General features: G+C 63.5%; 20 protein-coding genes and 1 tRNA gene. 13 read left to right on the top strand and 8 right to left on the bottom strand.

What is annotated here, in order from left to right; all coding sequences use genetic code 11:
• The first annotated feature begins 145 nt into the window (after nucleotides 1–145).
• Complete coding sequence (locus NKJ17_RS20150) at nucleotides 146–1117, top strand: complex I NDUFA9 subunit family protein (RefSeq protein WP_352689798.1); 972 nt, start codon at nucleotides 146–148, stop codon at nucleotides 1115–1117.
• A gap of 83 nt (nucleotides 1118–1200) precedes the next feature.
• Nucleotides 1201–1437, top strand: a complete 237-nt coding sequence (locus NKJ17_RS20155) for a metallothionein (protein ID WP_254817997.1) — start codon at nucleotides 1201–1203, stop codon at nucleotides 1435–1437.
• A 137-nt stretch (nucleotides 1438–1574) separates the two neighbouring features.
• On the opposite strand, the gene NKJ17_RS20160 is transcribed toward NKJ17_RS20155, so the two are convergent.
• Together NKJ17_RS20160 and NKJ17_RS20165 are read right to left on the bottom strand one after the other, a co-directional pair.
• Nucleotides 1575–2825, bottom strand: coding sequence for a flavin-containing monooxygenase (locus NKJ17_RS20160; protein ID WP_352689799.1), 1251 nt, complete (start codon nucleotides 2823–2825; stop codon nucleotides 1575–1577).
• Between the two features lie 94 nt (nucleotides 2826–2919).
• Nucleotides 2920–3726: an undecaprenyl-diphosphate phosphatase gene (locus tag NKJ17_RS20165; protein WP_352689800.1), complete on the bottom strand. Its 807-nt coding sequence runs from the start codon at nucleotides 3724–3726 to the stop codon at nucleotides 2920–2922.
• A 161-nt stretch (nucleotides 3727–3887) separates the two neighbouring features.
• Here NKJ17_RS20165 and NKJ17_RS20170 point away from each other — a divergent pair, with 161 nt between their 5' ends.
• From NKJ17_RS20170 to NKJ17_RS20210, 9 genes are all read left to right on the top strand, one after another.
• Complete coding sequence (locus NKJ17_RS20170) at nucleotides 3888–4580, top strand: glutathione S-transferase family protein (RefSeq protein WP_254817994.1); 693 nt, start codon at nucleotides 3888–3890, stop codon at nucleotides 4578–4580.
• On the top strand, nucleotides 4561–5721 hold the full coding sequence (gene queG / locus NKJ17_RS20175) for a tRNA epoxyqueuosine(34) reductase QueG (protein ID WP_352689801.1): 1161 nt from the start codon (nucleotides 4561–4563) through the stop codon (nucleotides 5719–5721). Before NKJ17_RS20170 ends, queG begins: the two co-directional genes overlap by 20 nt.
• Nucleotides 5718–6626, top strand: a complete 909-nt coding sequence (locus NKJ17_RS20180; protein ID WP_352509718.1) for an SDR family oxidoreductase — start codon at nucleotides 5718–5720, stop codon at nucleotides 6624–6626. The genes queG and NKJ17_RS20180 overlap by 4 nt, the downstream gene beginning before the upstream one ends.
• A 65-nt stretch (nucleotides 6627–6691) precedes the next feature.
• Complete coding sequence (gene mepA / locus NKJ17_RS20185) at nucleotides 6692–7777, top strand: penicillin-insensitive murein endopeptidase (protein ID WP_352509731.1); 1086 nt, start codon at nucleotides 6692–6694, stop codon at nucleotides 7775–7777.
• Between the two features lie 121 nt (nucleotides 7778–7898).
• On the top strand, nucleotides 7899–8924 hold the full coding sequence (locus NKJ17_RS20190) for a glucokinase (protein WP_352509719.1): 1026 nt from the start codon (nucleotides 7899–7901) through the stop codon (nucleotides 8922–8924).
• A 119-nt stretch (nucleotides 8925–9043) separates the two neighbouring features.
• Nucleotides 9044–10903 (top strand): ABC transporter ATP-binding protein, encoded by a 1860-nt coding sequence (locus NKJ17_RS20195; RefSeq protein ID WP_352689802.1) that lies wholly within the window; start codon nucleotides 9044–9046, stop codon nucleotides 10901–10903.
• Nucleotides 10904–10923: 20 nt separating this feature from the next.
• On the top strand, nucleotides 10924–11748 hold the full coding sequence (gene dapB / locus NKJ17_RS20200; protein ID WP_352689822.1) for a 4-hydroxy-tetrahydrodipicolinate reductase: 825 nt from the start codon (nucleotides 10924–10926) through the stop codon (nucleotides 11746–11748).
• Nucleotides 11749–11822: 74 nt separating this feature from the next.
• Nucleotides 11823–12443 (top strand): 2,3-bisphosphoglycerate-dependent phosphoglycerate mutase, encoded by a 621-nt coding sequence (locus tag NKJ17_RS20205; RefSeq protein ID WP_254817988.1) that lies wholly within the window; start codon nucleotides 11823–11825, stop codon nucleotides 12441–12443.
• Nucleotides 12444–12516: 73 nt separating this feature from the next.
• Nucleotides 12517–12601: transfer RNA gene (locus NKJ17_RS20210), tRNA-Leu, on the top strand.
• 82 nt (nucleotides 12602–12683) lie between these two features.
• Here NKJ17_RS20210 and NKJ17_RS20215 read toward each other — a convergent pair.
• The 6 genes from NKJ17_RS20215 to NKJ17_RS20240 all read right to left on the bottom strand — a co-directional run bounded on the left by NKJ17_RS20215 (nucleotide 12684) and on the right by NKJ17_RS20240 (nucleotide 17301).
• Nucleotides 12684–12911 (bottom strand): DUF4087 domain-containing protein, encoded by a 228-nt coding sequence (locus tag NKJ17_RS20215; protein WP_352689803.1) that lies wholly within the window; start codon nucleotides 12909–12911, stop codon nucleotides 12684–12686.
• 118 nt (nucleotides 12912–13029) lie between these two features.
• Nucleotides 13030–13437: a lysozyme inhibitor LprI family protein gene (locus NKJ17_RS20220; protein ID WP_352689804.1), complete on the bottom strand. Its 408-nt coding sequence runs from the start codon at nucleotides 13435–13437 to the stop codon at nucleotides 13030–13032.
• Nucleotides 13438–13459: 22 nt separating this feature from the next.
• Nucleotides 13460–13663 carry a hypothetical protein gene (locus tag NKJ17_RS20225; protein ID WP_352689805.1) on the bottom strand — a complete coding sequence of 68 codons (204 nt, stop codon included), beginning with the start codon at nucleotides 13661–13663 and terminating at the stop codon, nucleotides 13460–13462.
• Nucleotides 13660–14094 (bottom strand): hypothetical protein, encoded by a 435-nt coding sequence (locus NKJ17_RS20230; protein ID WP_352689806.1) that lies wholly within the window; start codon nucleotides 14092–14094, stop codon nucleotides 13660–13662. Before NKJ17_RS20230 ends, NKJ17_RS20225 begins: the two co-directional genes overlap by 4 nt.
• 33 nt (nucleotides 14095–14127) lie before the next feature.
• On the bottom strand, nucleotides 14128–14517 hold the full coding sequence (locus NKJ17_RS20235; protein ID WP_352476851.1) for a hypothetical protein: 390 nt from the start codon (nucleotides 14515–14517) through the stop codon (nucleotides 14128–14130).
• Nucleotides 14518–15303: 786 nt separating this feature from the next.
• Complete coding sequence (locus NKJ17_RS20240) at nucleotides 15304–17301, bottom strand: transcriptional regulator (RefSeq protein WP_352689823.1); 1998 nt, start codon at nucleotides 17299–17301, stop codon at nucleotides 15304–15306.
• Between the two features lie 247 nt (nucleotides 17302–17548).
• Between NKJ17_RS20240 and NKJ17_RS20245 the strand changes: the two genes are divergently transcribed.
• Nucleotides 17549–18634, top strand: a complete 1086-nt coding sequence (locus NKJ17_RS20245; RefSeq protein ID WP_352508625.1) for a PLP-dependent cysteine synthase family protein — start codon at nucleotides 17549–17551, stop codon at nucleotides 18632–18634.
• Between the two features lie 25 nt (nucleotides 18635–18659).
• On the top strand, nucleotides 18660–20147 hold the full coding sequence (locus NKJ17_RS20250; protein ID WP_352689807.1) for a pyridoxal phosphate-dependent decarboxylase family protein: 1488 nt from the start codon (nucleotides 18660–18662) through the stop codon (nucleotides 20145–20147).
• The last annotated feature ends 12 nt before the right edge of the window (nucleotides 20148–20159 follow it).

The raw sequence follows: 20159 nt of genomic DNA on the forward strand, positions 1-20159 counted from the left end.
TGGTTTGCCGATCTGTCAAGCATCCGCCCAGCGCTGACTGGAACAAAAGCGTTCCTGCGTTGTTCCTCAATCGTCCTGATGTTCGACGGGCTGGTTCAAGTGCCGGCCAGGGCAGTCCTCGTGGCAGCTATGCGAGGACAAAGGGATGGCGAGGCAAATGGATCCCGACGATCTCAACCCGGAACGGATCGTCACCGTGTTCGGCGGAACTGGCTTTCTCGGGCGCAGGATCGTGAAGCGACTCCTGGAAAGAGGTTTCACGGTGCGCGTCGCATCTCGCCATCCGGCTCGCGTGGCCCTGGTCTTTTCCTCGATTACGAGGATGCCCGAAGCAGTCGACGCGGATATAACGGATGCGTCCTCGATCGGGTCGGCCATTGCCGGATCGCAGGCGGTCGTGAATGCTGTCAGTCTTTACGTCGAGCAGGGCGTCCAGACCTTTGAACGCGTGCATGTGAAAGCCGCGGCCGATCTCGCTGCCGCGTCGCGCGACCGCGCGATCGACCAGTTCGTCCAGATTTCAGGGATCGGCTCCGATCCTCAATCGGATTCGAATTACATAAGGGCGCGTGGGCGCGGAGAAGGTGCCGTGGAAAGCGCATTTCCCGGCGCTTTCATTGTGCGTCCCGCCGTCATGACAGGACCTGACGACACTTTCCTGACGACCATTGTGAGGCTGATACGCCTCCTGCCGGTCTATCCGCTGTTCGGCGATGGTGGCACACGGCTTCAGCCGGTCCATGTGGCGGACGTCGCAGAAGCAGTGAGCCGGCTGATCGACGGGCGAACCCACAAGGGTTCATCCATATTCGAATTCGCTGGCCCGCGCATCTATACCTATAAGGAACTGCTTCGGGAGATCGCCCGACAGCTCGGGACGCACGTCCAGCTGATGCCGGTGCCGTTTGCGGTATGGAACGCCTTGGCTGGCGTCGCGGAACTCCTCCCGGCTGCCCCCATAACGCGCAACCAGGTCGATCTCATGCGTCAGGACAATGTGGCAGCAATCGACGTGCCTGGCCTGAAGGAACTCGACATCGAGCCGCGGGGTATCGACGAGGTGATCCGTGCGATCGAACAGCGTCGTGGCACAGGCTCGCGGTCGTCTCCGCCTTAGGACGGCCCCCTGATCCTGGCGGGAACCTATCGCCGCGCGACAGGTTGGTCGAGCTTGGAGCCAGTGAAAGAAGGAAAAGAACTATGGCCAGATGCGATCAATGCGGGAATGACTACGATAAGGCTTTCAACGTGACGATGGCCGACGAGACCTACACATTCGACAGCTTCGAATGCGCGGTCCAGAAACTTGCTCCGACGTGTCCGCATTGCGGATGCCGGATCATCGGACATGGCGTCGAACAGGATGACATCATCTACTGCTGCGCACATTGCGCCGCGGAGGAAGGCGCGAGCGCGCTGACCGATCGTGCGCCTTGACGCGCCTCCTTTGGCGTCTCCAGGTCGACCATTCCGAACGACTGCGCCGGCTCGGTCCGCTAGGCAGCGTACGTCGTCTTGATCGCGCCAGAGCTGTCATGTTCTTGCAGTTCAAGAACCCGCGTTCGACGGCTGGTTTAGACGCCGTTCCGTGGCAAGTCGGCTCGCGCTTGGACAAGTCGCTCCACGACGGCCGCCGTCTCCTCTGGAATGGCCGGTATGGTGCCCGACTTCCGCGTCGATCCGAAATCGAGGCCGGCGAAAAAGAGACCTGGAACAGCGCCGACGCCATCCTCGTGGACGGGCTGGCCGGCTGCATCGAGCGCGCCGGGAAGCCGAACCCACGAGAAATCGCCGGTGAAGCCCGTGCACCAGATCACCGATCTGATGCCGCTCGCCGTCCAGTCGAGGGAGCGGATCGGAGGATCGGGCAAGCGCGGTTCAATCGTCTCGGCCGGATCGTCCTCGGCCAGTGGCGCATCGAGGCCGGCGCGCTCGATGTACTCGTCAACCAGGCGCTTGGCATTCGCGGAGACTTCGTCGGCAAATCGCATATGGTCGTCGAGCTCGTCGCCGAAGACGAGGTTGCCGTTCTCCACACCCCTGAAGCGGCCGAGCAGCACCACGCCCTGCGCGCTCAGCGATTGCAGGCTGATCGTGTGGGTCGCGCCGACCAGCGCGCGGGCCTGCAGCTTGCCGGAGGGGAGGACGAGTTCCTTGCGTGGAACGTCGAGAAACCCGGACAGCGTCAGCCATTTGAGTATGTTGCCCCCGCGGTAGCGCCGCACCCAACGGCCGTTGCGGCTGGTCGCCAAAAAGACCACACGTCCTGCCGACGCCAGATCCTCGGCGATCTGGCCGCCCGACTGGCCGCTGCCGACCACCAGCACCGCGCCACTCTCGAACTCGGCCGGGTTGCGATAAGCCGAGGAATCGACTTGGCGAATTGCGGTTGGCAAATCCGCCGACCCTGCTGGCCGGACCTGCCGATTCTGGTCGCCGGTGGCGATCACCACAGTGCGCGCCAGAAATGCCCTGTCCGTCGTGGTGATGCGAAAGATCCCGTCGTCTCTGGTCAGCTCTTGCACCGGAGTTTGAGTGCTTACCGGCAACCGGTGCCGCTCGGCATAGCCTTCGAGGTATGCGACGAACTCGTGGTGGGTTATCGCGCCCCAGGGCTCGGGGCCGTCGTAGGAATCACCGGGTAAGATGGAGCGGACGGTCGGCGAGTTCAGTCGAAACGAGTTCCATCGCTGCGTTCGCCACGTTTCGCCAATCCGGCCTCGATCGAGTACACGGTGGTTGCGGCCCTGCCGTTTCAAGAAGTAGCTGACGCCGAGACCCGCCGGACCGGCGCCAATAACGAGGGCGTCAAGAACTTCGCTCACGCATTCCCCCTGCCAACCATACGTCCACAAGATCGTATGGCTCGGCTTCGGGCAAGAATAGAGTTCCGGCTGGGATTGCGCTATCCGCGCCGGCTCACCCCCAGATTGCCAGCCCCGTCAGCCCGACGATGCCGACGACCAGCCGCCACCAGCCGAACAGCGCGTAGCCATGGCGCGAGACGTAGTCGAGCAGGAAGCGCACGACGATTAGCGCGGTGACGAAGGCGGCAACGAAGCCGACCGTGATGATGGGCAAGTCGGCGCTGCTTAGCACATTGCGGTTCTTGAACAGGTCGAAGGCGAAGGCGCCGACCATCGTCGGGATGGCAAGGAAGAAAGAGAATTCCGCCGCCGCCCGCTTGTCGACGCCGAGCAGCAGCGCGCCGACGATGGTCGAGCCCGAACGCGACGTGCCGGGGATTAGCGACAAGCACTGGAACAGCCCGATCTGCAGATAAAGCCTGGTCGGAAACCGCTCGACATCGTGGTAATACGGCTTCGGCGTCATGCGATCGACCAGCAGTAGGATGACACCGCCGATGATCAGCATGATGCAGATCAGCCGCGGCGATTCGAACAGCACCGTCTTGATGAAGTCATGCGCCAGTGCGCCGATAATGGCCGCCGGCAGGAATGCGATGAGAATGCCAAGGACGAAATGCCGCGTCAGCCGATCGTAGGGCAGCTCGAGCAGCATCTTCCAGAGACGGCGGAAATAGACGCTGAGGATCGCCAATATGGCGCCGAGCTGGATCAGGATCTCGAAGGCCTTGCCGGTCGAATGAAAGCCGAGGAAATGGCCGGCGAGCAGGATATGACCGGTCGAAGACACCGGAATAAACTCGGTCAGGCCCTCGAGCATGCCGAGCAGCAGCGCTTCGACTACGGTTTGGCTTTCCATGGCAACCTCGGCGTTGGAGGGCGGGCTTGAGAAAACGGTTTGCTTGTCACGGCGCGGAACTCCCCCTATAGGTCGCAGCACCCTGACAGCCCCTGAATCGGGCGGCCAAGACTTACCGGCGCAGCCGGCGATTTGCCAGTGCGCTCTATTATCGCGGGACCATGCTGACGCTTTTCCACCATCCGATGTTCGCCAGCTGCCGCTTCGTCCGCCTCGCCTTTGGCGAGTATGCCGAGGAACTGGCGCTGATCGAAGAAAAGCCGTGGACGCGGCGCAAGGAGTTCCTGGCACTGAACCCGGCCGGCACGCTGCCGATCCTGCTTGCCGAGGGCGACGTGCCGATCGTCGGCGCGATGGTCATCGCCGAATATCTCGACGAGACGCGCGGCGTACTCAAGCGCGACAAGCGGCTGTTCGCCGAGGATCCGATGGAGCGCGCCGAAATCCGCCGGCTGACCGACTGGTACCTCAACAAGGCGGAAAGCGAGGTTACCCGGCATCTGGTGCGCGAGCGCGTCCTGAAGCCGGTCATGCCGGAAACGGCAGGCGGCGGCTCGCCCGATTCGGCGGCGATCCGAGCCGCCCGTGCCAATATCCGCCAGCACATGAAATACACCAACTGGCTGGCCGGCACTCGTCACTGGCTGGCCGGCAACAAGGTCACCTATGCCGATCTCGCGGCGGCGGCGGCACTGTCGGTGCTCGACTATCTCGGCGAGATCGACTGGCGCGAACACAGCGCCGCGCGCGAATGGTATACAAGGGTGAAATCACGGCCTTCGTTCCGGCCGCTTCTGTCCGACCGGGTGCGCGGCCTGTCGCCGGTGTCACATTATGCGGATCTCGATTTCTGATACGGCAAAGCTGCGCGCGCTCATCGACCGCGAGGCGCGGAACGCCGGCTTCGACGCCGTTGCCGTCACCACGCCCGATGCGATCCCGCAGGCGCCGGAGCGGCTGGCCGAATTCGTTACTGACGGCTTTCACGGCTCGATGGGCTGGATTGCCGAAACGCTCGAGCGGCGAGGCAAACCGACGACGCTTTGGCCAGAGGTCCGCTCGATCGTCGTGCTGGCGATGAATTACGGCCCCGACCACGACCCACGCGAGGTGCTGGCGAAGCGCGACCGCGGCGCGATCTCGGCCTATGCGCAGAACCGCGACTATCATGACGTGATGAAAGGCCGGCTGAAGGAGATCGCCGGCAAGATCGTGGCGCGCGCCGGCGGTGACGTGAAAGTGTTTGTCGACACCGCACCGGTGATGGAAAAGCCGCTGGCCGAGGCGGCCGGCCTCGGCTGGCAAGGCAAGCACACCAACCTGGTTAGCCGCGCGCATGGCTCCTGGCTGTTCCTCGGCACCATCTTCACGACGGCCGAGCTGGTGCCGGACGCGCCTGAGGACGATCATTGCGGCTCCTGCCGGGCCTGCCTCGACGCCTGCCCGACCGATGCCTTTCCGGCGCCTTACCGGCTCGATGCGCGGCGCTGCATTTCATACCTCACCATCGAGAACAAAGGACCGATCCCGCATGAGTTCCGGGAAAAGATCGGCAATCGCATCTATGGCTGCGACGACTGCCTGGCCGCCTGCCCGTGGAACAAGTTCGCCCAAGCCGCTTCGGAGGCAAAGCTTGCCGCCCGCGCGGACTTGCGCGAACCGCCGATCGCCGAGCTGCTGCGTCTCGACGACACTGCCTTCCGAACGCTCTTTTCGGGCTCGCCGATCAAGCGCATCGGCCGCGACCGTTTTATCCGCAACGTGCTGATAGCGGCCGGCAATTCCCAGGACTCGTCGCTGGCCGGCGCCGTTCGCGCGCTGCTCGACGACGCCTCGCCCCTGGTTCGCGGAGCCGCGGTATGGGCGCTGTCGCGGCTGGTGCCGGGTCGGGAGTTTGCCGAACGTGCCGCAGCCGCGTTGCAGGCAGAAGATAACGAGGCGGTGAGAGGCGAATGGCTTCTGCCCCTGCCAAAGCCGATCGAGGCGCATACATGACAAAAAAGCAGATTTTCGTCTTCGGCGCCGGTTATTCAGGCAAGGCCTTCGCCCGCGCCAACAGGGATGCCGACACAACGATCTTCGGTACAACACGGTCGCTGGAAAAATTCCCGGCGCTGCGGCAAGCCGGTATCGTGCCGCTGCGATTCGATGGCAGGCTGACCTCCGAAATCGGCGATGCCCTTGGGAAGACAACCCATCTCGTCGTCTCGGTCGCGCCGGACGAGGCCGGCGACCCGGTGCTGGGCGCGGCCCGCGAGGAGATCGCGGCCAACATGCCGGAGCTCGAATGGATCGCCTATCTCTCCACCGTCGGCGTCTATGGCGACCATGGCGGCAATTGGGTGGACGAGGCCGCCGAATGCCGGCCAGTATCGAAGCGATCAGCGATGAGGGTTGCCGCCGAGCAGGATTGGGTGAAACTGGGCCACGACGTCGGCCGACCGGTGGCGATCCTGCGACTTTCCGGCATTTATGGGCCAGGCCGCAACGCCTTGGTCAATCTGGAAAACGGCACCGCCCGGCGGTTGGTCAAGCCGGGCCAGGTGTTCAACCGCATCCATTGCGACGACATTGCCGGCACGCTCTGGCATCTAGCTGAAGGCAATCGCGGCGGCATCTTCAACATCACCGACGACCTGCCGGCGCCGCCGCAGGACGTCGTCGCCTATGCCGCCCAATTGATGGGCATCGAGCCGCCGCCCGAAATTCCGTTCGAGACCGCCCAACTTTCGCCCATGGCGCGGTCTTTCTATGGCGAGAACAAGCGTGTCGCCAACGCGGCGATCAAGGCGGCCGGTTATGGCTTTCGCTTTCCCGACTATCGCTCGGCGCTCGATGCCATGTGGGCGAGCGGCGACTGGCGCGACGGTGAGGCGCGCAGCCCGATGAAACGGTCCTGATCGATACGTTGCGCGGGCTATGGTATGATGCGGTTCAAATCGCGGAGGGGTCCAGCTTGGGGAAAATGTTGAAGCGAGCCTTGCCCGGCAAAACGCTGCCGCTGACGGCAGCACTGGCCGTCGCCAGCTTGGCGGCGCTTGCAACGCAGCCAGGGAGCGCCGAGCAACGGGCAAAGGACCTGTTCGGCGCCAAAAAACTGCCGGCACTCGCAGCAGCGCAATCGATCGGCTTCTATTCCAAAGGCTGTTTTTCCGGCGGCGTCGCCCTGCCCCTGGACGGCCGGCACTGGGAGGTGATGCGACCGTCGCGCAACCGCCGCTGGGGCCATCCGGCAATGATCGCGCTGGTCGAGAAGCTGTCGCGCGATGCCGCTGCCGACGGCTGGCCGGGCCTGTTGATCGGCGACATCTCGCAACCGCGCGGCGGTCCGATGCTGACCGGCCATGCCTCGCACCAGATCGGCCTCGACGCCGACATCTGGCTGACGCCGATGCCCGACCGCAAGCTCTCGGCCGAAGAGCGCGAAAACATCAGCGCTACCTTGATGGTCGACGAAAAGACCCATCTGGTGAAGGACGGGCTGTGGACGCCGATGCATACGCGGCTGTTGAGGCGCGCCGCGAGCTATCCCGAAGTCGAGCGCATCCTGGTCAATCCCGGGATCAAGAAGAAGCTCTGCGACACGGTCAAAGGCGACCGTAGCTGGTTGCGCAAGGTCAGGCCGTTCTGGGGCCACGACTACCACTTCCACATTCGCATCAGCTGCCAGCCTGGGTCACCCGACTGCAAGGCGCAGGAAGCGACGGCGCCGGGCGATGGCTGCGACCAGGCACTGGCCTGGTGGTTCACCGAGGAGCCGTGGCGCCCCAACAAGAACCCGGACAAGCCGAAGGCACGCGACGTGATGACGATGGCGAACCTGCCCAGGCAATGCCAGTTCGTGCTCGACGCGCCGGCTCCGCCCTCGGCGGAAGCAGTCACCTACTATGGCGACGGCGTGCCGGTTGCGGCCGCACCTGCTCCTGCGGCAGAGCCTTCGCTGCCGCCGACGCTCGCAGCCGGCGCGGCAGCGCTTCCGGCCTCGGCGAACGCCTTTATGGCGACGCCCGAGTTCGGCATTCCGCTGCCGCGGCCACGACCGGGGCACTGATGCGGGCAGTGTGTTCGCTGTCTGCATCCGTGCATCTCCACTTCGAAAACCGATTTCCCTTTTTGCGGTCATGCGCTAGTCAACGAGAGAACGGCGATACGCGTCGGGAACGGACGAGAGCATGCCAGGCGTAAGCGACGACGACACTCTGTTGCGATTTCCGATCCTGATCGGCGACATAGGCGGCACCAATGCGCGCTTCTCGATCGTACTTGACGCGAATTCCGAGGCCGGCGAGCCGACCATCGTCCAAACCGCCAACTTCAATACGATCGACGAGGCGATCCAGTCGGCCGTGCTCGACCGCTCGTCGGTCCGGCCGAATTCAGCTGTGCTGGCGGTGGCCGGCCCTGTCGAGAGCGACGAGATCCCCCTCACCAATTGCCCATGGATCGTCAAGCCGAGACAGATGTTCGCCAGTCTCGGTCTCGGCGACGTCGTGGTGCTCAACGACTTCGAGGCGCAGGCGTTGGCTGTCGTCGCGCTCGGCGAAGAGCACATGGAAAAGATCGGCGGCGACGAGCCGGAACCGAATTCCGGGCGGGTGGTGCTCGGCCCGGGAACCGGGCTCGGCGTCGCCGGGCTGGTTTATGCGCTGCATCACTGGATACCGGTGCCCGGCGAGGGCGGCCATATGGATATCGGGCCGCGCTCGCCGCGTGATTTCGAGGTGTTTCCGCATATCGAGAAGCTCGAAGGTCGCATCTCCGGCGAACAGATCCTGTCAGGACGCGGCCTGGTAAACGCCTACCGGGCGGTGGCCAAAGCGGACGGCAAGCCGTCGCCCTTCACCACGCCTGCCGAGATCACCGCCGCGGCGCTGGCAAGGAACGATCCGGTGGCCGAAGAGGCGCTGTCGATCTTCGTCACCTGCCTGGGGCGCACCGCCGGCGACCTCGCTCTGGTGTTCATGAGCCGCGGCGGTGTTTTCCTCACCGGCGGCATCGCGCAAAAAATCCTGCCGGCGCTGCGGACCGGCAGTTTCCGCGCTGCCTTCGAGGACAAGGCGCCGCATAGCGCCCTGATGCGCAGCATGCCGGTCTACGTCATCACCCATCCGCTGGCGGCGCTTTTAGGGCTGGCCGCCTATGCCAGAAATCCGTCGCTGTTCGGCGTGCAGACGGCGGGGCGACGCTGGCGGATTTAGGACACAAGCTGCGCCGCGACGAAGTTTCGCCGTCCCCGGCCATAGGCAAGCCGCCATTGGGGCGTTAAGAGGTTGCCGAATTGCAGCCCGGCCGAACCGAAACCACAAAGCGCTCAAACGTGACACTTCCAGCACCAACCAAAGGGAAAGTCCGTCCCAGCGAGATCGTGGCTGTTATCCGCCGCATCATCGCCGAGAACAGCCGCGATTATCGCTGGTACTATGCTCTTGCCGTGCTGTGCCTGGTGACGATCGCGGCGACGACCGCCTTCACAGCGTGGATCATGAAGGATGTCATCGATCAGATCTTCTACCAACGGCGCGGCGATCTTATCGCGCTGATCAGCGTGTCGATCCTGGCCGCCTTCATGCTGCGCGGGCTGGCCAGCTACGGCCAGGCAGTGACGCTGGCCAAAATCGGCAACAATCTGGTAGCGCGCTATCAACGCCGCATCTTCGACCACCTGATGAAGCTCGGCGTCGGCTTCTTCAACGACACCCGCTCGGGCCGGCTCGCCGCGCAGATCAACGAGAACGTCAACGGCATCCGCGATCTCCTGTCGATGACGCTGACATCGCTGGCGCGCGATGCGGTATCGCTTGTCGCGCTGGTCGGCGTCATGATCTGGCAGGACCCGATGCTCTCCGCGATGTCGCTGCTGATCGGCCCGCCTTTGATCTACAGTGTCACCTATCTGATGCGCCGGGTGCGTCGCATCACCCGTGAATCGGTGCAGATCAACTCGCGGCTGATCGGCGCCATGCAGGAAGCAACGCAAGGCATCGCCATCGTCAAGGCCTTCACCCTGGAAGAAGAGCTGTCGCGCCGCATCGGCGGCCTCGTCGCCGGCGCCGAGCAGCGGGCAAACAAGATCGCCCGCGTCTCGGAACGGCTGACGCCGATCTCCGAAATGCTGGCCGGCTTCGCCGTAGCCGGCGTCATCGCCTATTCCGGCTACCGGGCGACCGTCGGCGGCCAGCCGCCGGGCGCGGTGTTTGCCTTCATCACCGCCCTGCTGCTTGCCTATGACCCCGCCAGGCGGCTGGCGCGCATGCAGGTCGGCATGGAAAAGTCGCTGGTCAATGCGCGCATGATCTACGAGCTTCTCGACCTCGAGCCGCAGCAGGGTGACGTGCCGGGAGCCGCCGAGGCGAAATTCACCTCTGGCGAAGTGCGCTTCAACAACGTGTCCTTTCGCTATGTCGAAGAAGCGCCGGTCCTGCAGAATTTGAGCTTTGTCGCCGCCGCCGGCAAGGTGACCGCCATCGTCGGCGCCTCGGGCGCCGGCAAGACGACGCTAGTTGCGCTGCTGCAGCGCTTCTACGACGTCGAGTCGGGCAGCATCGAAATCGACGGTCAGGACATTTCAAAGGTCACCAAGCATTCGCTGCGCGGCTCGATCGCTTATGTTTCGCAGCAGCCCTATCTGTTCGAAGGCACCATCCGCGACAACATCCGCTACGGACGTCTGAGCGCCACCGACGCCGAGATTGAACGCGCCGCGCAACAGGCCGCGGCCGACGATTTCATCCGCCAGCAGCCGCAAGGCTACGACACACCGGTCGGCGAGAACGGCGTGACGCTGTCGGGCGGCCAGCGCCAGCGTGTATCAATTGCACGCGCCATCGTTCGGCAGGCGCCGATCCTGCTGCTCGATGAAGCCACCTCGGCGCTCGACAACGAGGCCGAGGCCCGCGTCCAGGAAGCGCTGACCCATGTCATGGAAGGGCGCACCACGATCGTCATCGCGCACCGGCTGTCGACAGTGGTCAATGCCGACCATATCATCGTGCTCGAGCAGGGCCGGCTGGTCGAACAGGGCACGCATGCCTCGTTGATGGCCGACCCGCACAGCGTCTATGCGCGGTTCCACCGGGTGCAGGGCAGGAAAGGGCTGGGGCTTGTCGATGATGCCAAGCCAATCCAGACTGCTGCGCAAAATGGTCACGCGAAACAGGCGGCCGGGAGACATTCATGAGCGACACACCGACCGTCAACATCAATGAAACGGGGGAAATGGGCCTGGTGGTGGTGGGCGCGGCCGGCCGCATGGGCCAGGCGCTGATCCGCGCCATCCACACGATACCGGGTGCCCGCGTCGCCGCCGCCATCGAGCGGGCCGGCTCGCCCCATATCGGCAAGGATGCCGGCGAGCTCGCCGGCGTCGGCAGGCTCGAGGTGGCAATCGGCGACGATCCGCTGCCGGCCTTCGCCAAGGCCGACGGCGTGCTCGATTTCACCACGCCGGCGGCGACCGTCGAATTCGCCGGCTACGCCGCGCAGGCGCGCATCGTCCATGTCATCGGCACCACTGGCTGCTCGGCCGAAGACAATGCCAGGATCGCGGCGGCGGCGCGCCACGCGACGATCGTCAAGTCAGGCAATATGAGCCTCGGCGTCAATCTGCTGGCGGTGCTGGTTGAGCAGGCGGCGCGCGCGCTCGATGCCGACGATTTCGACATCGAGATCCTGGAAATGCACCACCGGCACAAGGTCGATGCGCCATCGGGCACGGCGCTGCTGCTCGGCGAAGCCGCCGCTGCCGGGCGCGGCGTAGCACTTGCCGGCAACGATGTTCGCGTGCGCGACGGCCATACCGGCGTGCGCAAGAGCGGCTCGATCGGTTTCGCCAGCTTGCGCGGCGGCTCGGTGGTCGGCGACCACAGTGTGGTGCTGGCCGGTACCGGCGAGCGCATCACGCTTGCCCACCACGCCGAAGACCGGGCGATCTTTGCCCGCGGCGCGGTCAAGGCAGCCCTGTGGGCGCGCGGCCGCAAGCCGGGCCTCTATTCGATGCGGGACGTACTCGGCCTGACAAGCTGATACAGACTTGGCTGATCCACAGACTTGGCTGATCCACAAGATTTGGCTGATTCACAAAATTTGAAGGAGCAAATATGTCGAGAACTCTCGTGCTCGTGCGCCACGGCCAGAGCGAATGGAACCTGAAGAACCTGTTTACGGGCTGGCGCGACGTCGACCTGACCGAACTGGGTCATGCCGAAGCCAAGGCGGCCGGCGCCAAGCTCAGGGCGCGCGGCATGAAATTCGACATCGCCTTCACGTCGTCGCTGATCCGGGCGCAGAAGACCTGCCAGCATATTCTCGACGCCGTTGGCCAGAGCGAGCTCGAGACCATCCGCGACCAGGCGCTGAACGAGCGCGACTATGGCGATCTCTCCGGCCTCAACAAGGATGATGCGCGCAAGAAATGGGGCGAGGAGCAGGTGCATATATGGCGCCGCTCCTACGACGTGGCGCCGCCCGGCGGTGAAAGCCTGAAAGACACCGGCGCGCGCGTCTGGCCCTATTACCTGCACGATCTGCAGCCGCATGTGCTGCGCGGCGGTACCGTGCTGGTGGCAGCACACGGCAATTCGCTGCGCGCGCTGATCATGGCGCTGGACGGCAAATCGGGCGAGGAGATCGTCAAGCTCGAACTCGGCACCGGCGTGCCGGTCATCTATACGCTCAACGCCGATTCGACGGTGGCATCGAAGGAAGTGCTGGAGGGCTGAGGCGGAGAAGGAACGCGGCATTCAAAAAAGCGCGTTGACACTCATCCCTCGCCCGCTTAATGAGCGCGCACCAGCCCAGATGGCGGAATTGGTAGACGCGCACGGTTCAGGTCCGTGTTCCGCAAGGAGTGGAGGTTCGAGTCCTCTTCTGGGCACCAAATTCCCGTTTCGGACCGTTTGATATGGTTCGGAGACTCCAAGAAAAAGCCCGGTTTTGCCGGGCTTTTTTGTATCCAATAATTATCGGCCCGGGCTAGGCAGCGATCTGTCGTTGCGACAGCGCACCAGCGGAAGGATTTCGCCCGAGATTACTCTGGTGATCTTTTGCTGTTTGGCGTTGGTCACGACGCTCATGCACGCACATCCGTAGCCATGGCCCGAACCGGGCACATTGGTCTCGACGAATTGCCGCTTGTCAAAGGCCGGCACATTGTCGATGCCGCCACAGGCTCCCTTTGGACATCGCACAGTGGACCGTCGATGAAATCGCCGTTGAGCAAATTGTCCGCACTGCCCTTGCGCGCCGACGCAACCCCTCGCATCCTTTCATGTCCGGCGGCGACGCCACGCTCGCCGCCGGCGTGTGTCAGTTCGCGGCCGGAACAGGGCAGCTCATGTCGCCCTCCTGGCATTTCAGATAGCCTTCGAAGTCTTTGGCACGGGATTGCGTAAGGCCGTCCATGCACTGCGCGATGAGCATTGGCATCATGCTTCCTCCGGCCGCTCCCGCGGTCTGGAAACTGCACTCCGCGTCGCGAAACTTGCCCCAATCGCGCTGTGCCTGGACAAGCAGCTTTTTGGTATCCGCGTCGTTCTTCAGGCGGGCTTCGATCTGCTTGTAAAGCTCGTTGAGCTTCTTGTCGGATTTCTGAAACTCGGCACCGAAGCACTGGTTCATGGTGGCCTGATCCTTGGCATCGGCGCACTTGTCCTCGGCGAAGGCGAAAGTCGGCATGGCCGGAACCATGGCAGCAATCAGTATTGCGGTTTTCATCGATTTCCCTTTCCGGTTGCAGTCAAGCTCTTAAGTTGCTCAGCCCCGCCCCATGTTGCTGTCCGTCATTGCCACGGTTAGCCGTGCCCATGGTCTGATTATCTGGTTTTCGTTGGATCAGCTTTGTCACCTTCGGGGACCGTGACGCGACTTCCGTCACGCCGGAATAGTTGTTCTCCTCATGCGCCAACGGCGTCGGCGGCAAATCTCCACCGATCACCATCATTCCGTAACTTGCTCGGCAAAACACTTTGCCAGGTCTTGCGGCGCTCCGAGCTTCTTCGCCCAGGATACCAGTTCAGGTTTTTCCGACGGCTCGGCATAGCCGCCCCAGACGTCGCGGAACTGCTTTTTTCCATCGACTGTCTGGAAGAACATCACACCGTCGTCGCTCACGGGCGTGGAGACGTAAGCGGCGCTCCAGTTGCCGTTCTCCATGATCGTGATGAACTTCACCCGAGCCGGCTTGACCTTGTTGTTCAACGCCGCGGCGACGAGCGTGGCATATTCCTGCTTGCGCGCCTTCGTCGCTTCGACCTTTATGCCGTCGCAGGCGCTACCCGCAGCGAAAGCGGATGTCAGCGTCATTCCCAGCCCCGTGAGGCCGGCCATAACGATTTTGGCATATCGCCGGACCAGGCCGCTGAATTCAGGCATAATTGGCTTCCTCCTTTTTCGCCCCGGAGTCCCTTATTCGGAATCGTCATCGTCCGATGAACTGTCATCGTCCGGTGTATCGACCTCGCAGCCGATGCCGCGGCAGCCTTGGTAGTTGCCTTGCGTATCGAAGTTGGGATTGCCTTCTTTGTCGTACTGCGGTCTGTCGTCGATGGTTTGATCCCCGTCATCAGGATCGTCGACTTTACATCCGAGCCCATGGCAGCCGATGTAACGGCCGCTGGTATCGAAGTTGGGATTGCCGTTCCTGTCGAACTGCGGCCGGTCATCAATCTTTCGGCCGGCTTTGTGGGGCGGATCAACCAGGCAGCCCTTTCCGCGACAATCATCGTAATCGTCGGTGGTACAACCGGCGATCGCCATCACAGCAGTGGCCAAGGCCGCACAGATTACGAATTTCATGGTTCATTCCTCCGACTGGCTGGCGGACATCGTCCATATCGGAAGGCCGTTGCAGGCGGCGATCCCCGCCTTTGCCGCGGAGTCTGGCGCCAATCGGAGGAGGGCAAAGCTTCGCCGGCTATCAAACGAGAGCCAGGCTGTGGGCGACGCATTCGACGACTTAGCCGATGGTTGTCGTAATCTCTAACGTCGGAGGGAACGCTCCCGGCGGGGGCCGCCGCATTAGCGAATGTCAATATGCCTCTCCATGCTTAGTGCCCCGTCCGCCCAAGCATGTTTCAACAATCCGCTGACGCGGCTGTGCCTCCAAGAAATTGCATCCGAGTCCGCCTGTGACAAGGACAAATCCCAATATCGCAGGATTGAATTTGGCAGATGCTTAATATTTCGGAATCAGCACCGGTTATCTTAGCAGACACTGAAACATTCGTCTCCAGCACGATTACGGAACGTTCCATTAGCTTTGCTTCTCGTTGATACAAGTAATGCTCCATATCGTTGTGACTTTTGCGCCAGCTCTACGAAAAGACGCGACGAGACCACTTCTTATAAGATCGCCCTAATCGCGATCTATTGTGGTATTTTTTTTCGAACCCAGCCCAACCCGTTGCGGGGGCCGAAAGAAACGCCGCCCCTTTGCCGACTTTTCGTACTGGCCGTCGGGCCAAGCGACGGCAAACATCCTCAAGGTCAGCCTGACGATGCGCCTTGGCTGCGGACATGACGATGTTTCGTGGCGCCAGCCGCGATGAGCGGTTTAGAGAGCCGGACGAACCACGCCTTGTCTCACCCCAGCCCGATCCGCTTGGCGCCTTGCCGGAACAGCGCCTCGGCGTCCGGCTCGAAGCGAAAGGTGCCGATGAAATCGTCGGCGCAGTAGTTCGGCAGCATCTTGCGCAGCGCAGCGGCGAAACTTCGTGCCTCGCTCAGCCGCCCCGCCAGCGCAAGGCAATGCGCGGCAATCGCCAGGATGATGGCATGGGCGTTGGGACGGGCGGCTGCTTTCAGCGCCCATTCGGCGGCCTCGTCGAACTGGCCAAGCCGGACATGCGACATCGCCCTGGCGCCCAACATGCCGAACAGCAGCGGATCGAAGGGACTTAGATGCCTGGAATGGTCGGACGAGCCGATCGCGGCCTGCGGGTCGCCGGACTGCGAATGGACGAATGACAGCGCATAGTGGCCGAGCGCGAAATTCGGGCTGAGGTCTACGGCGCGTTCGAGCTCGGTGAGGGAGCCGTCCTGTTCGCCGCGCAGCCACAGCGCCCGCCCCATGGCCCAGTGAGCGGCTGGATTGTGATCGTCGACGAGCAGGCTCTGGCCGGCTGCCTCGAAGGCCAAGGCGCTTTCCTGGTCGCGGTCGCCCCAACGCTGGAAGGCATTTTGCCAATGGGTGAAGGAGAGGCCGGCATAGGCGCGGGCGAAGGTCGGATCGAGCTTCAAGGCCGTGTCGAAGAAATGCCGGGCCTGCTCGTTTTCCGTGCGGGTGAAGCGATACATGTGCCAGAGCCCGCGATGGTAGGCTTCCCAGGCGTTCAGCGAATTGGGCGCCTTCAGCATGGCGCGGTTGCGCTCGACGGTTTCGATCTCGGCCGAGATCGACGAGACGATGCTGTTGCCGATGTCGTCGAGCACGGTAAAGATGTCGTCCGGTCTGCGCTCGAACGTCTCGGCCCAGACGATCCTGGCCGTGCGCACCTCGACAAGTTCCACGCTGACCACGACGCGGGCTGCCTGGCAGCGTACCGTGCCGGTGGCGACATAGTCGACGTTGAGCCGGCGGCCGGCGTCCTCCGGCGCAATGTTTTTTTCGGCGAGCGCAAACACCGAGCCGCGTGCGATGACGAAAAAGTCCCTGAGCTTGGCCAGGCGGGTGATGATGTCGTGGGTGAGGCCGTCGGCCAATCCACCGCGCGGGCCGCCGACAGCCGCCTCTTCGGCAAACGGCATCACGGCGAGCGAAGCCTTCTGCGATGCAGCAGTATCGGAACGGGGAGGCACAATTGACGCGTGGGGGGCCGCGGGTACGAGTGAAGGTCGCGCCCAGAGCGCTGCTGCAGGTCGTTCGCCGCGGATCGTCCGCCATGCCTCACGAACGGCTCCGAAATCCAGATCCTCTGAAGCAAACAGCCGCGCCGCGGAAGCGAGATGTTCCTCGCCCGCGCCAAACTGGCCGCGCTGCGCCAGCCTTTTCAGAAGAGCCACATGCGCGCGCCCGTCGAACGGAGCGAGTTCCAGCCATTTGTCCAGATGCGAGGACATTTCGTCGGCATCCGCCGGAAGCTTGTTGACGAGGTGTTCCAGGATTGCGGCGTGCCAGGAGCTGAAGCGGCGGCGCTGAGCGATCAGCCAACCGTTAAAATGCGGGCTGCGGTCGATCTCCAGCCCATCGAGAAAATCGCCGGCGAACATTCCGGAAAGAGCCTGCAGCCGCTCCAGACCGAGCGTCTCAACGCCCTTGGCGGCGGCCGAAGCTATGTCGACAGCGTCGACGGAAGCACCTCTCAGATCAAGCGCGATCGTGTCGCCTGGTGTCTCGACCCTGCGATGGTGCGGTTCATCGAGGATGCCTCTAAGCTTGCTCAAGCACCAGCGAAGCTCGCCGCGCGGGTCGTTCGGCACATCCCACAAAAGCTCGCAGAGGCGGCTGCGGCCGACCGGATGCGGCGCCAGCGCCAGATAGGCGAGCAGCGCACGCAGCTTGCGCGATTTTGGGAGCTGGATGATGATGCCGTTGCGTGCGATCGTCAGCGGTCCGAGCAGACGCACGGAAAGACCGGCCATCTCGCCGCCGAGGCTCGATCGGGCGGATTCCACGTAAGTTTCCACGCCTGCTCCCACGCTGGCCAGTCGGCCTTTGTTTTATCACCAAACGTGACACGGTGCATCCGGCAGCGAATTCCCGCGCCGGATGCTGGCATTGCCGGGAGGCAGATGTAGCGTGGCAAGGTCTCGAAACCTCGCCGCCCAAGCCACCGGTCTGTAACCGGCCCGTGACGACAAGAGACAACGACAACGCGAGGAGATCGACATGTTGCATCAACAGAAAATCAGAACCACCGCCGGGCGCGGCCGTCTGTTCGACAGCATTCTCGACACGGTCGGCGATACGCCGGTGATCCGCATCAATAATCTCGGACCGGACCATGCCACGATCTATGTGAAGGCCGAGTTCTTCAATCCCGCCGCCTCGGTAAAGGACAGGCTGGCACTCAACATCATCGAGGAGGGCGAGCGCAGCGGCGCCTTGAAGCCGGGCCAGACCGTGGTCGAGGCGACCAGCGGCAACACCGGCATCGGCCTTGCCATGGTTTGCGCCCAGAAGGGCTATCCGCTGGTGGTGACGATGGCCGACAGTTTTTCCATCGAACGCCGCAAGCTGATGCGCATGCTGGGCGCCAAGGTGGTGCTGACGCCGCGCGCCCAGAAGGGTTTTGGCATGTACACGAAGGCGGTGGAGCTCGCCGAGGCCAATGGCTGGTTCCTTGCCCGCCAGTTCGAGACCAAGGCCAATGCCGCCATTCACGAAGCGACCACGGCGCGCGAGATCATCAACGATTTCGCCGGCTCGCGGCTCGACTGTTTCGTCACCGGCTATGGCACGGGCGGCACCGTCGCCGGCGTCGGACGCGTGCTGCGCCGCGAGCGGCCGGAGACCCGGATCGTGCTCGCCGAACCGGCCAATGCGCAGCTTATCGGCAGCGGCAAGCCGCAGCAGCGCGGCGCCGGCGGCGCGCCTGCCGCCAGCCATCCAGCGTTCGAGCCGCATCCGATCCAGGGCTGGACGCCCGACTTCATTCCGGACGTGCTGCAGGAGGCGATCGATACAAGCCTCTACGACGACGTGGTGCCGATTGCCGGGCCCGAGGGCATGAAATGGGCCAAGGCGCTGGCGCAGAAGGAAGGGATTTTCACCGGCATCTCCGGCGGGGCGACCTTCGCGGTGGCGCGGCAGATCGCGGAAAAGGCGCTACCCGGCTCGGTGATCCTGTGCATGCTTCCCGACACCGGCGAGCGTTACATGACCACGCCGCTGTTCGACGGCATCGAAGCGGAGATGGACGCCGAGGAGACCGCGCTTTCGCAGTCGACGCCCGGCTGCCAGTTTCCGGCGTGACGGCGGCACATCGGGAGCGGCCTGCATGGACACGAAACCTGGATTGGCCGTCACGGCCAGCGAGGAAACGCTTGACCCCTCGAACTGGGCCGATGTGCAGGTCCTGTCGCATCGGATCGTCGACGATGCCGTCGCTTACCTGCGCGATGTCAGAGAGCGTCCGGTGTGGCAGGAGATGCCGGTCGATGTGAGGACCTTCTTCACATCGCCGCTGCCGCGTTCGCCGGCGCCGCTGGCAGAAATCTATGGCGACGTCACCAGGAGCTTGATGCCCTATCCGATGGGCAACATCCATCCGCGCTTCTGGTCCTGGTATATGGGCTCGAGCAATTTCACCGGCGCGCTCGGCGATTTCCTGGCGGCGATCCAGGGCTCCAACCTCGGCGGCGGCAACCATTCCGCCGCGCTGATGGACAACCAGGTCGTCGACTGGTGCAAGGACATGATGGGCTTTCCGCAATCGGCCAGCGGCACACTGGTCAGCGGCGGCTCGATGGCCAACATCATCGGTCTGACCGTGGCGCGCAACGCCAAGGCCGGCATCGACATACGCGAGCACGGCGTTGCTGGCATCGACAAGCCACTGCGTTTCTACGGCTCCGACCAGCTTCACTCCTGTCATCGCAAGGCGATGGAGGCGCTCGGCCTCGGCAACCGGGCGCTGCGCCGCATCCCGAGCGATGCCGGGCTGCGGATCGACATCGCTGCGTTACGGGCGGCGATCGCCGAGGACCGTGACGCCGGTTTCAAGCCGGCCTGCGTGATCGGTACGGCCGGCACGGTGAACACCGGCGCAATCGACGATCTGCAAGCGCTGGCCGACCTGGCGGCAAAAGAGGATCTGTGGTTTCACGTCGATGGCTGCATCGGCGCCTTGCTTGCGATTGCGCCGGACAATTCGCATCGCGTTGCCGGCATCGAGCACGCCCACTCAATCGCGCTCGATCCGCATAAATGGCTGCACGCGCCCTTCGAGGTCGGCTGCGCGCTGATCCGGGATGCCTCCGCGCATCGCCGCACGTTCGCGGTGACGCCGGAATATCTGGAATCGACGCCGCGCGGCCTGGCCTCCGGCCAATGGCTGCACGACTACGGCTTGCAGACCTCACGCGGCTTCCGGGCGCTGAAGGTGTGGATGGCGCTGCGAGAACACGGCATCGAAAAGTTCGGCCGGCTGATCGACCAGAACATCGCGCAAGGGCATTATCTCGGTGAGCTGATCGAGGCCGAACCGGCGCTCGAGCTGGTGGCGCCGGTGAACATCAACATCGTCTGCTTTCGCTATCGCGCCGATGGGTTGGACGCTGAGCGCCTGAAAGCGCTCAATACCGAGATCATGCTGAGGCTGCAGGAAGAAGGCATCGCCGCCATTTCCGACACGACGGTGCATGGCCAGCATTGCCTCAGGGTCGCCATCAACAACCACCGTACCCGGCGTGACGATCTGGACCTGCTGGTGCGGGAAACGGTGCGCCTCGGGCGGGAGATTTCAAGGGCGGGCACCGCCGGCTGACGCCGGCTTCCG

This window comes from Mesorhizobium sp. M0208 (assembly GCF_040322015.1).
Lineage (GTDB): Bacteria > Pseudomonadota > Alphaproteobacteria > Rhizobiales > Rhizobiaceae > Mesorhizobium.

What these genes read in the sequence shown, in the direction of transcription:
- NKJ17_RS20240 (WP_352689823.1), bottom strand. Translation starts at nt 17,301, where the DNA reads ATGGCCGGTCTTTCCGTGCGTCTGCTCGGACCGCTGACGATCGCACGC.
- NKJ17_RS20220 (WP_352689804.1), bottom strand. Translation starts at nt 13,437, where the DNA reads ATGAAAACCGCAATACTGATTGCTGCCATGGTTCCGGCCATGCCGACT.
- NKJ17_RS20155 (WP_254817997.1), top strand. Translation starts at nt 1,201, where the DNA reads ATGGCCAGATGCGATCAATGCGGGAATGACTACGATAAGGCTTTCAAC.
- NKJ17_RS20165 (WP_352689800.1), bottom strand. Translation starts at nt 3,726, where the DNA reads ATGGAAAGCCAAACCGTAGTCGAAGCGCTGCTGCTCGGCATGCTCGAG.
- mepA (WP_352509731.1), top strand. Translation starts at nt 6,692, where the DNA reads ATGTTGAAGCGAGCCTTGCCCGGCAAAACGCTGCCGCTGACGGCAGCA.
- NKJ17_RS20205 (WP_254817988.1), top strand. Translation starts at nt 11,823, where the DNA reads ATGTCGAGAACTCTCGTGCTCGTGCGCCACGGCCAGAGCGAATGGAAC.
- NKJ17_RS20150 (WP_352689798.1), top strand. Translation starts at nt 146, where the DNA reads ATGGCGAGGCAAATGGATCCCGACGATCTCAACCCGGAACGGATCGTC.
- NKJ17_RS20170 (WP_254817994.1), top strand. Translation starts at nt 3,888, where the DNA reads ATGCTGACGCTTTTCCACCATCCGATGTTCGCCAGCTGCCGCTTCGTC.
- NKJ17_RS20245 (WP_352508625.1), top strand. Translation starts at nt 17,549, where the DNA reads ATGTTGCATCAACAGAAAATCAGAACCACCGCCGGGCGCGGCCGTCTG.
- queG (WP_352689801.1), top strand. Translation starts at nt 4,561, where the DNA reads ATGCGGATCTCGATTTCTGATACGGCAAAGCTGCGCGCGCTCATCGAC.
- NKJ17_RS20230 (WP_352689806.1), bottom strand. Translation starts at nt 14,094, where the DNA reads ATGCCTGAATTCAGCGGCCTGGTCCGGCGATATGCCAAAATCGTTATG.
- NKJ17_RS20225 (WP_352689805.1), bottom strand. Translation starts at nt 13,663, where the DNA reads ATGATGGTGATCGGTGGAGATTTGCCGCCGACGCCGTTGGCGCATGAG.
- NKJ17_RS20190 (WP_352509719.1), top strand. Translation starts at nt 7,899, where the DNA reads ATGCCAGGCGTAAGCGACGACGACACTCTGTTGCGATTTCCGATCCTG.
- NKJ17_RS20235 (WP_352476851.1), bottom strand. Translation starts at nt 14,517, where the DNA reads ATGAAATTCGTAATCTGTGCGGCCTTGGCCACTGCTGTGATGGCGATC.
- NKJ17_RS20250 (WP_352689807.1), top strand. Translation starts at nt 18,660, where the DNA reads ATGGACACGAAACCTGGATTGGCCGTCACGGCCAGCGAGGAAACGCTT.
- NKJ17_RS20180 (WP_352509718.1), top strand. Translation starts at nt 5,718, where the DNA reads ATGACAAAAAAGCAGATTTTCGTCTTCGGCGCCGGTTATTCAGGCAAG.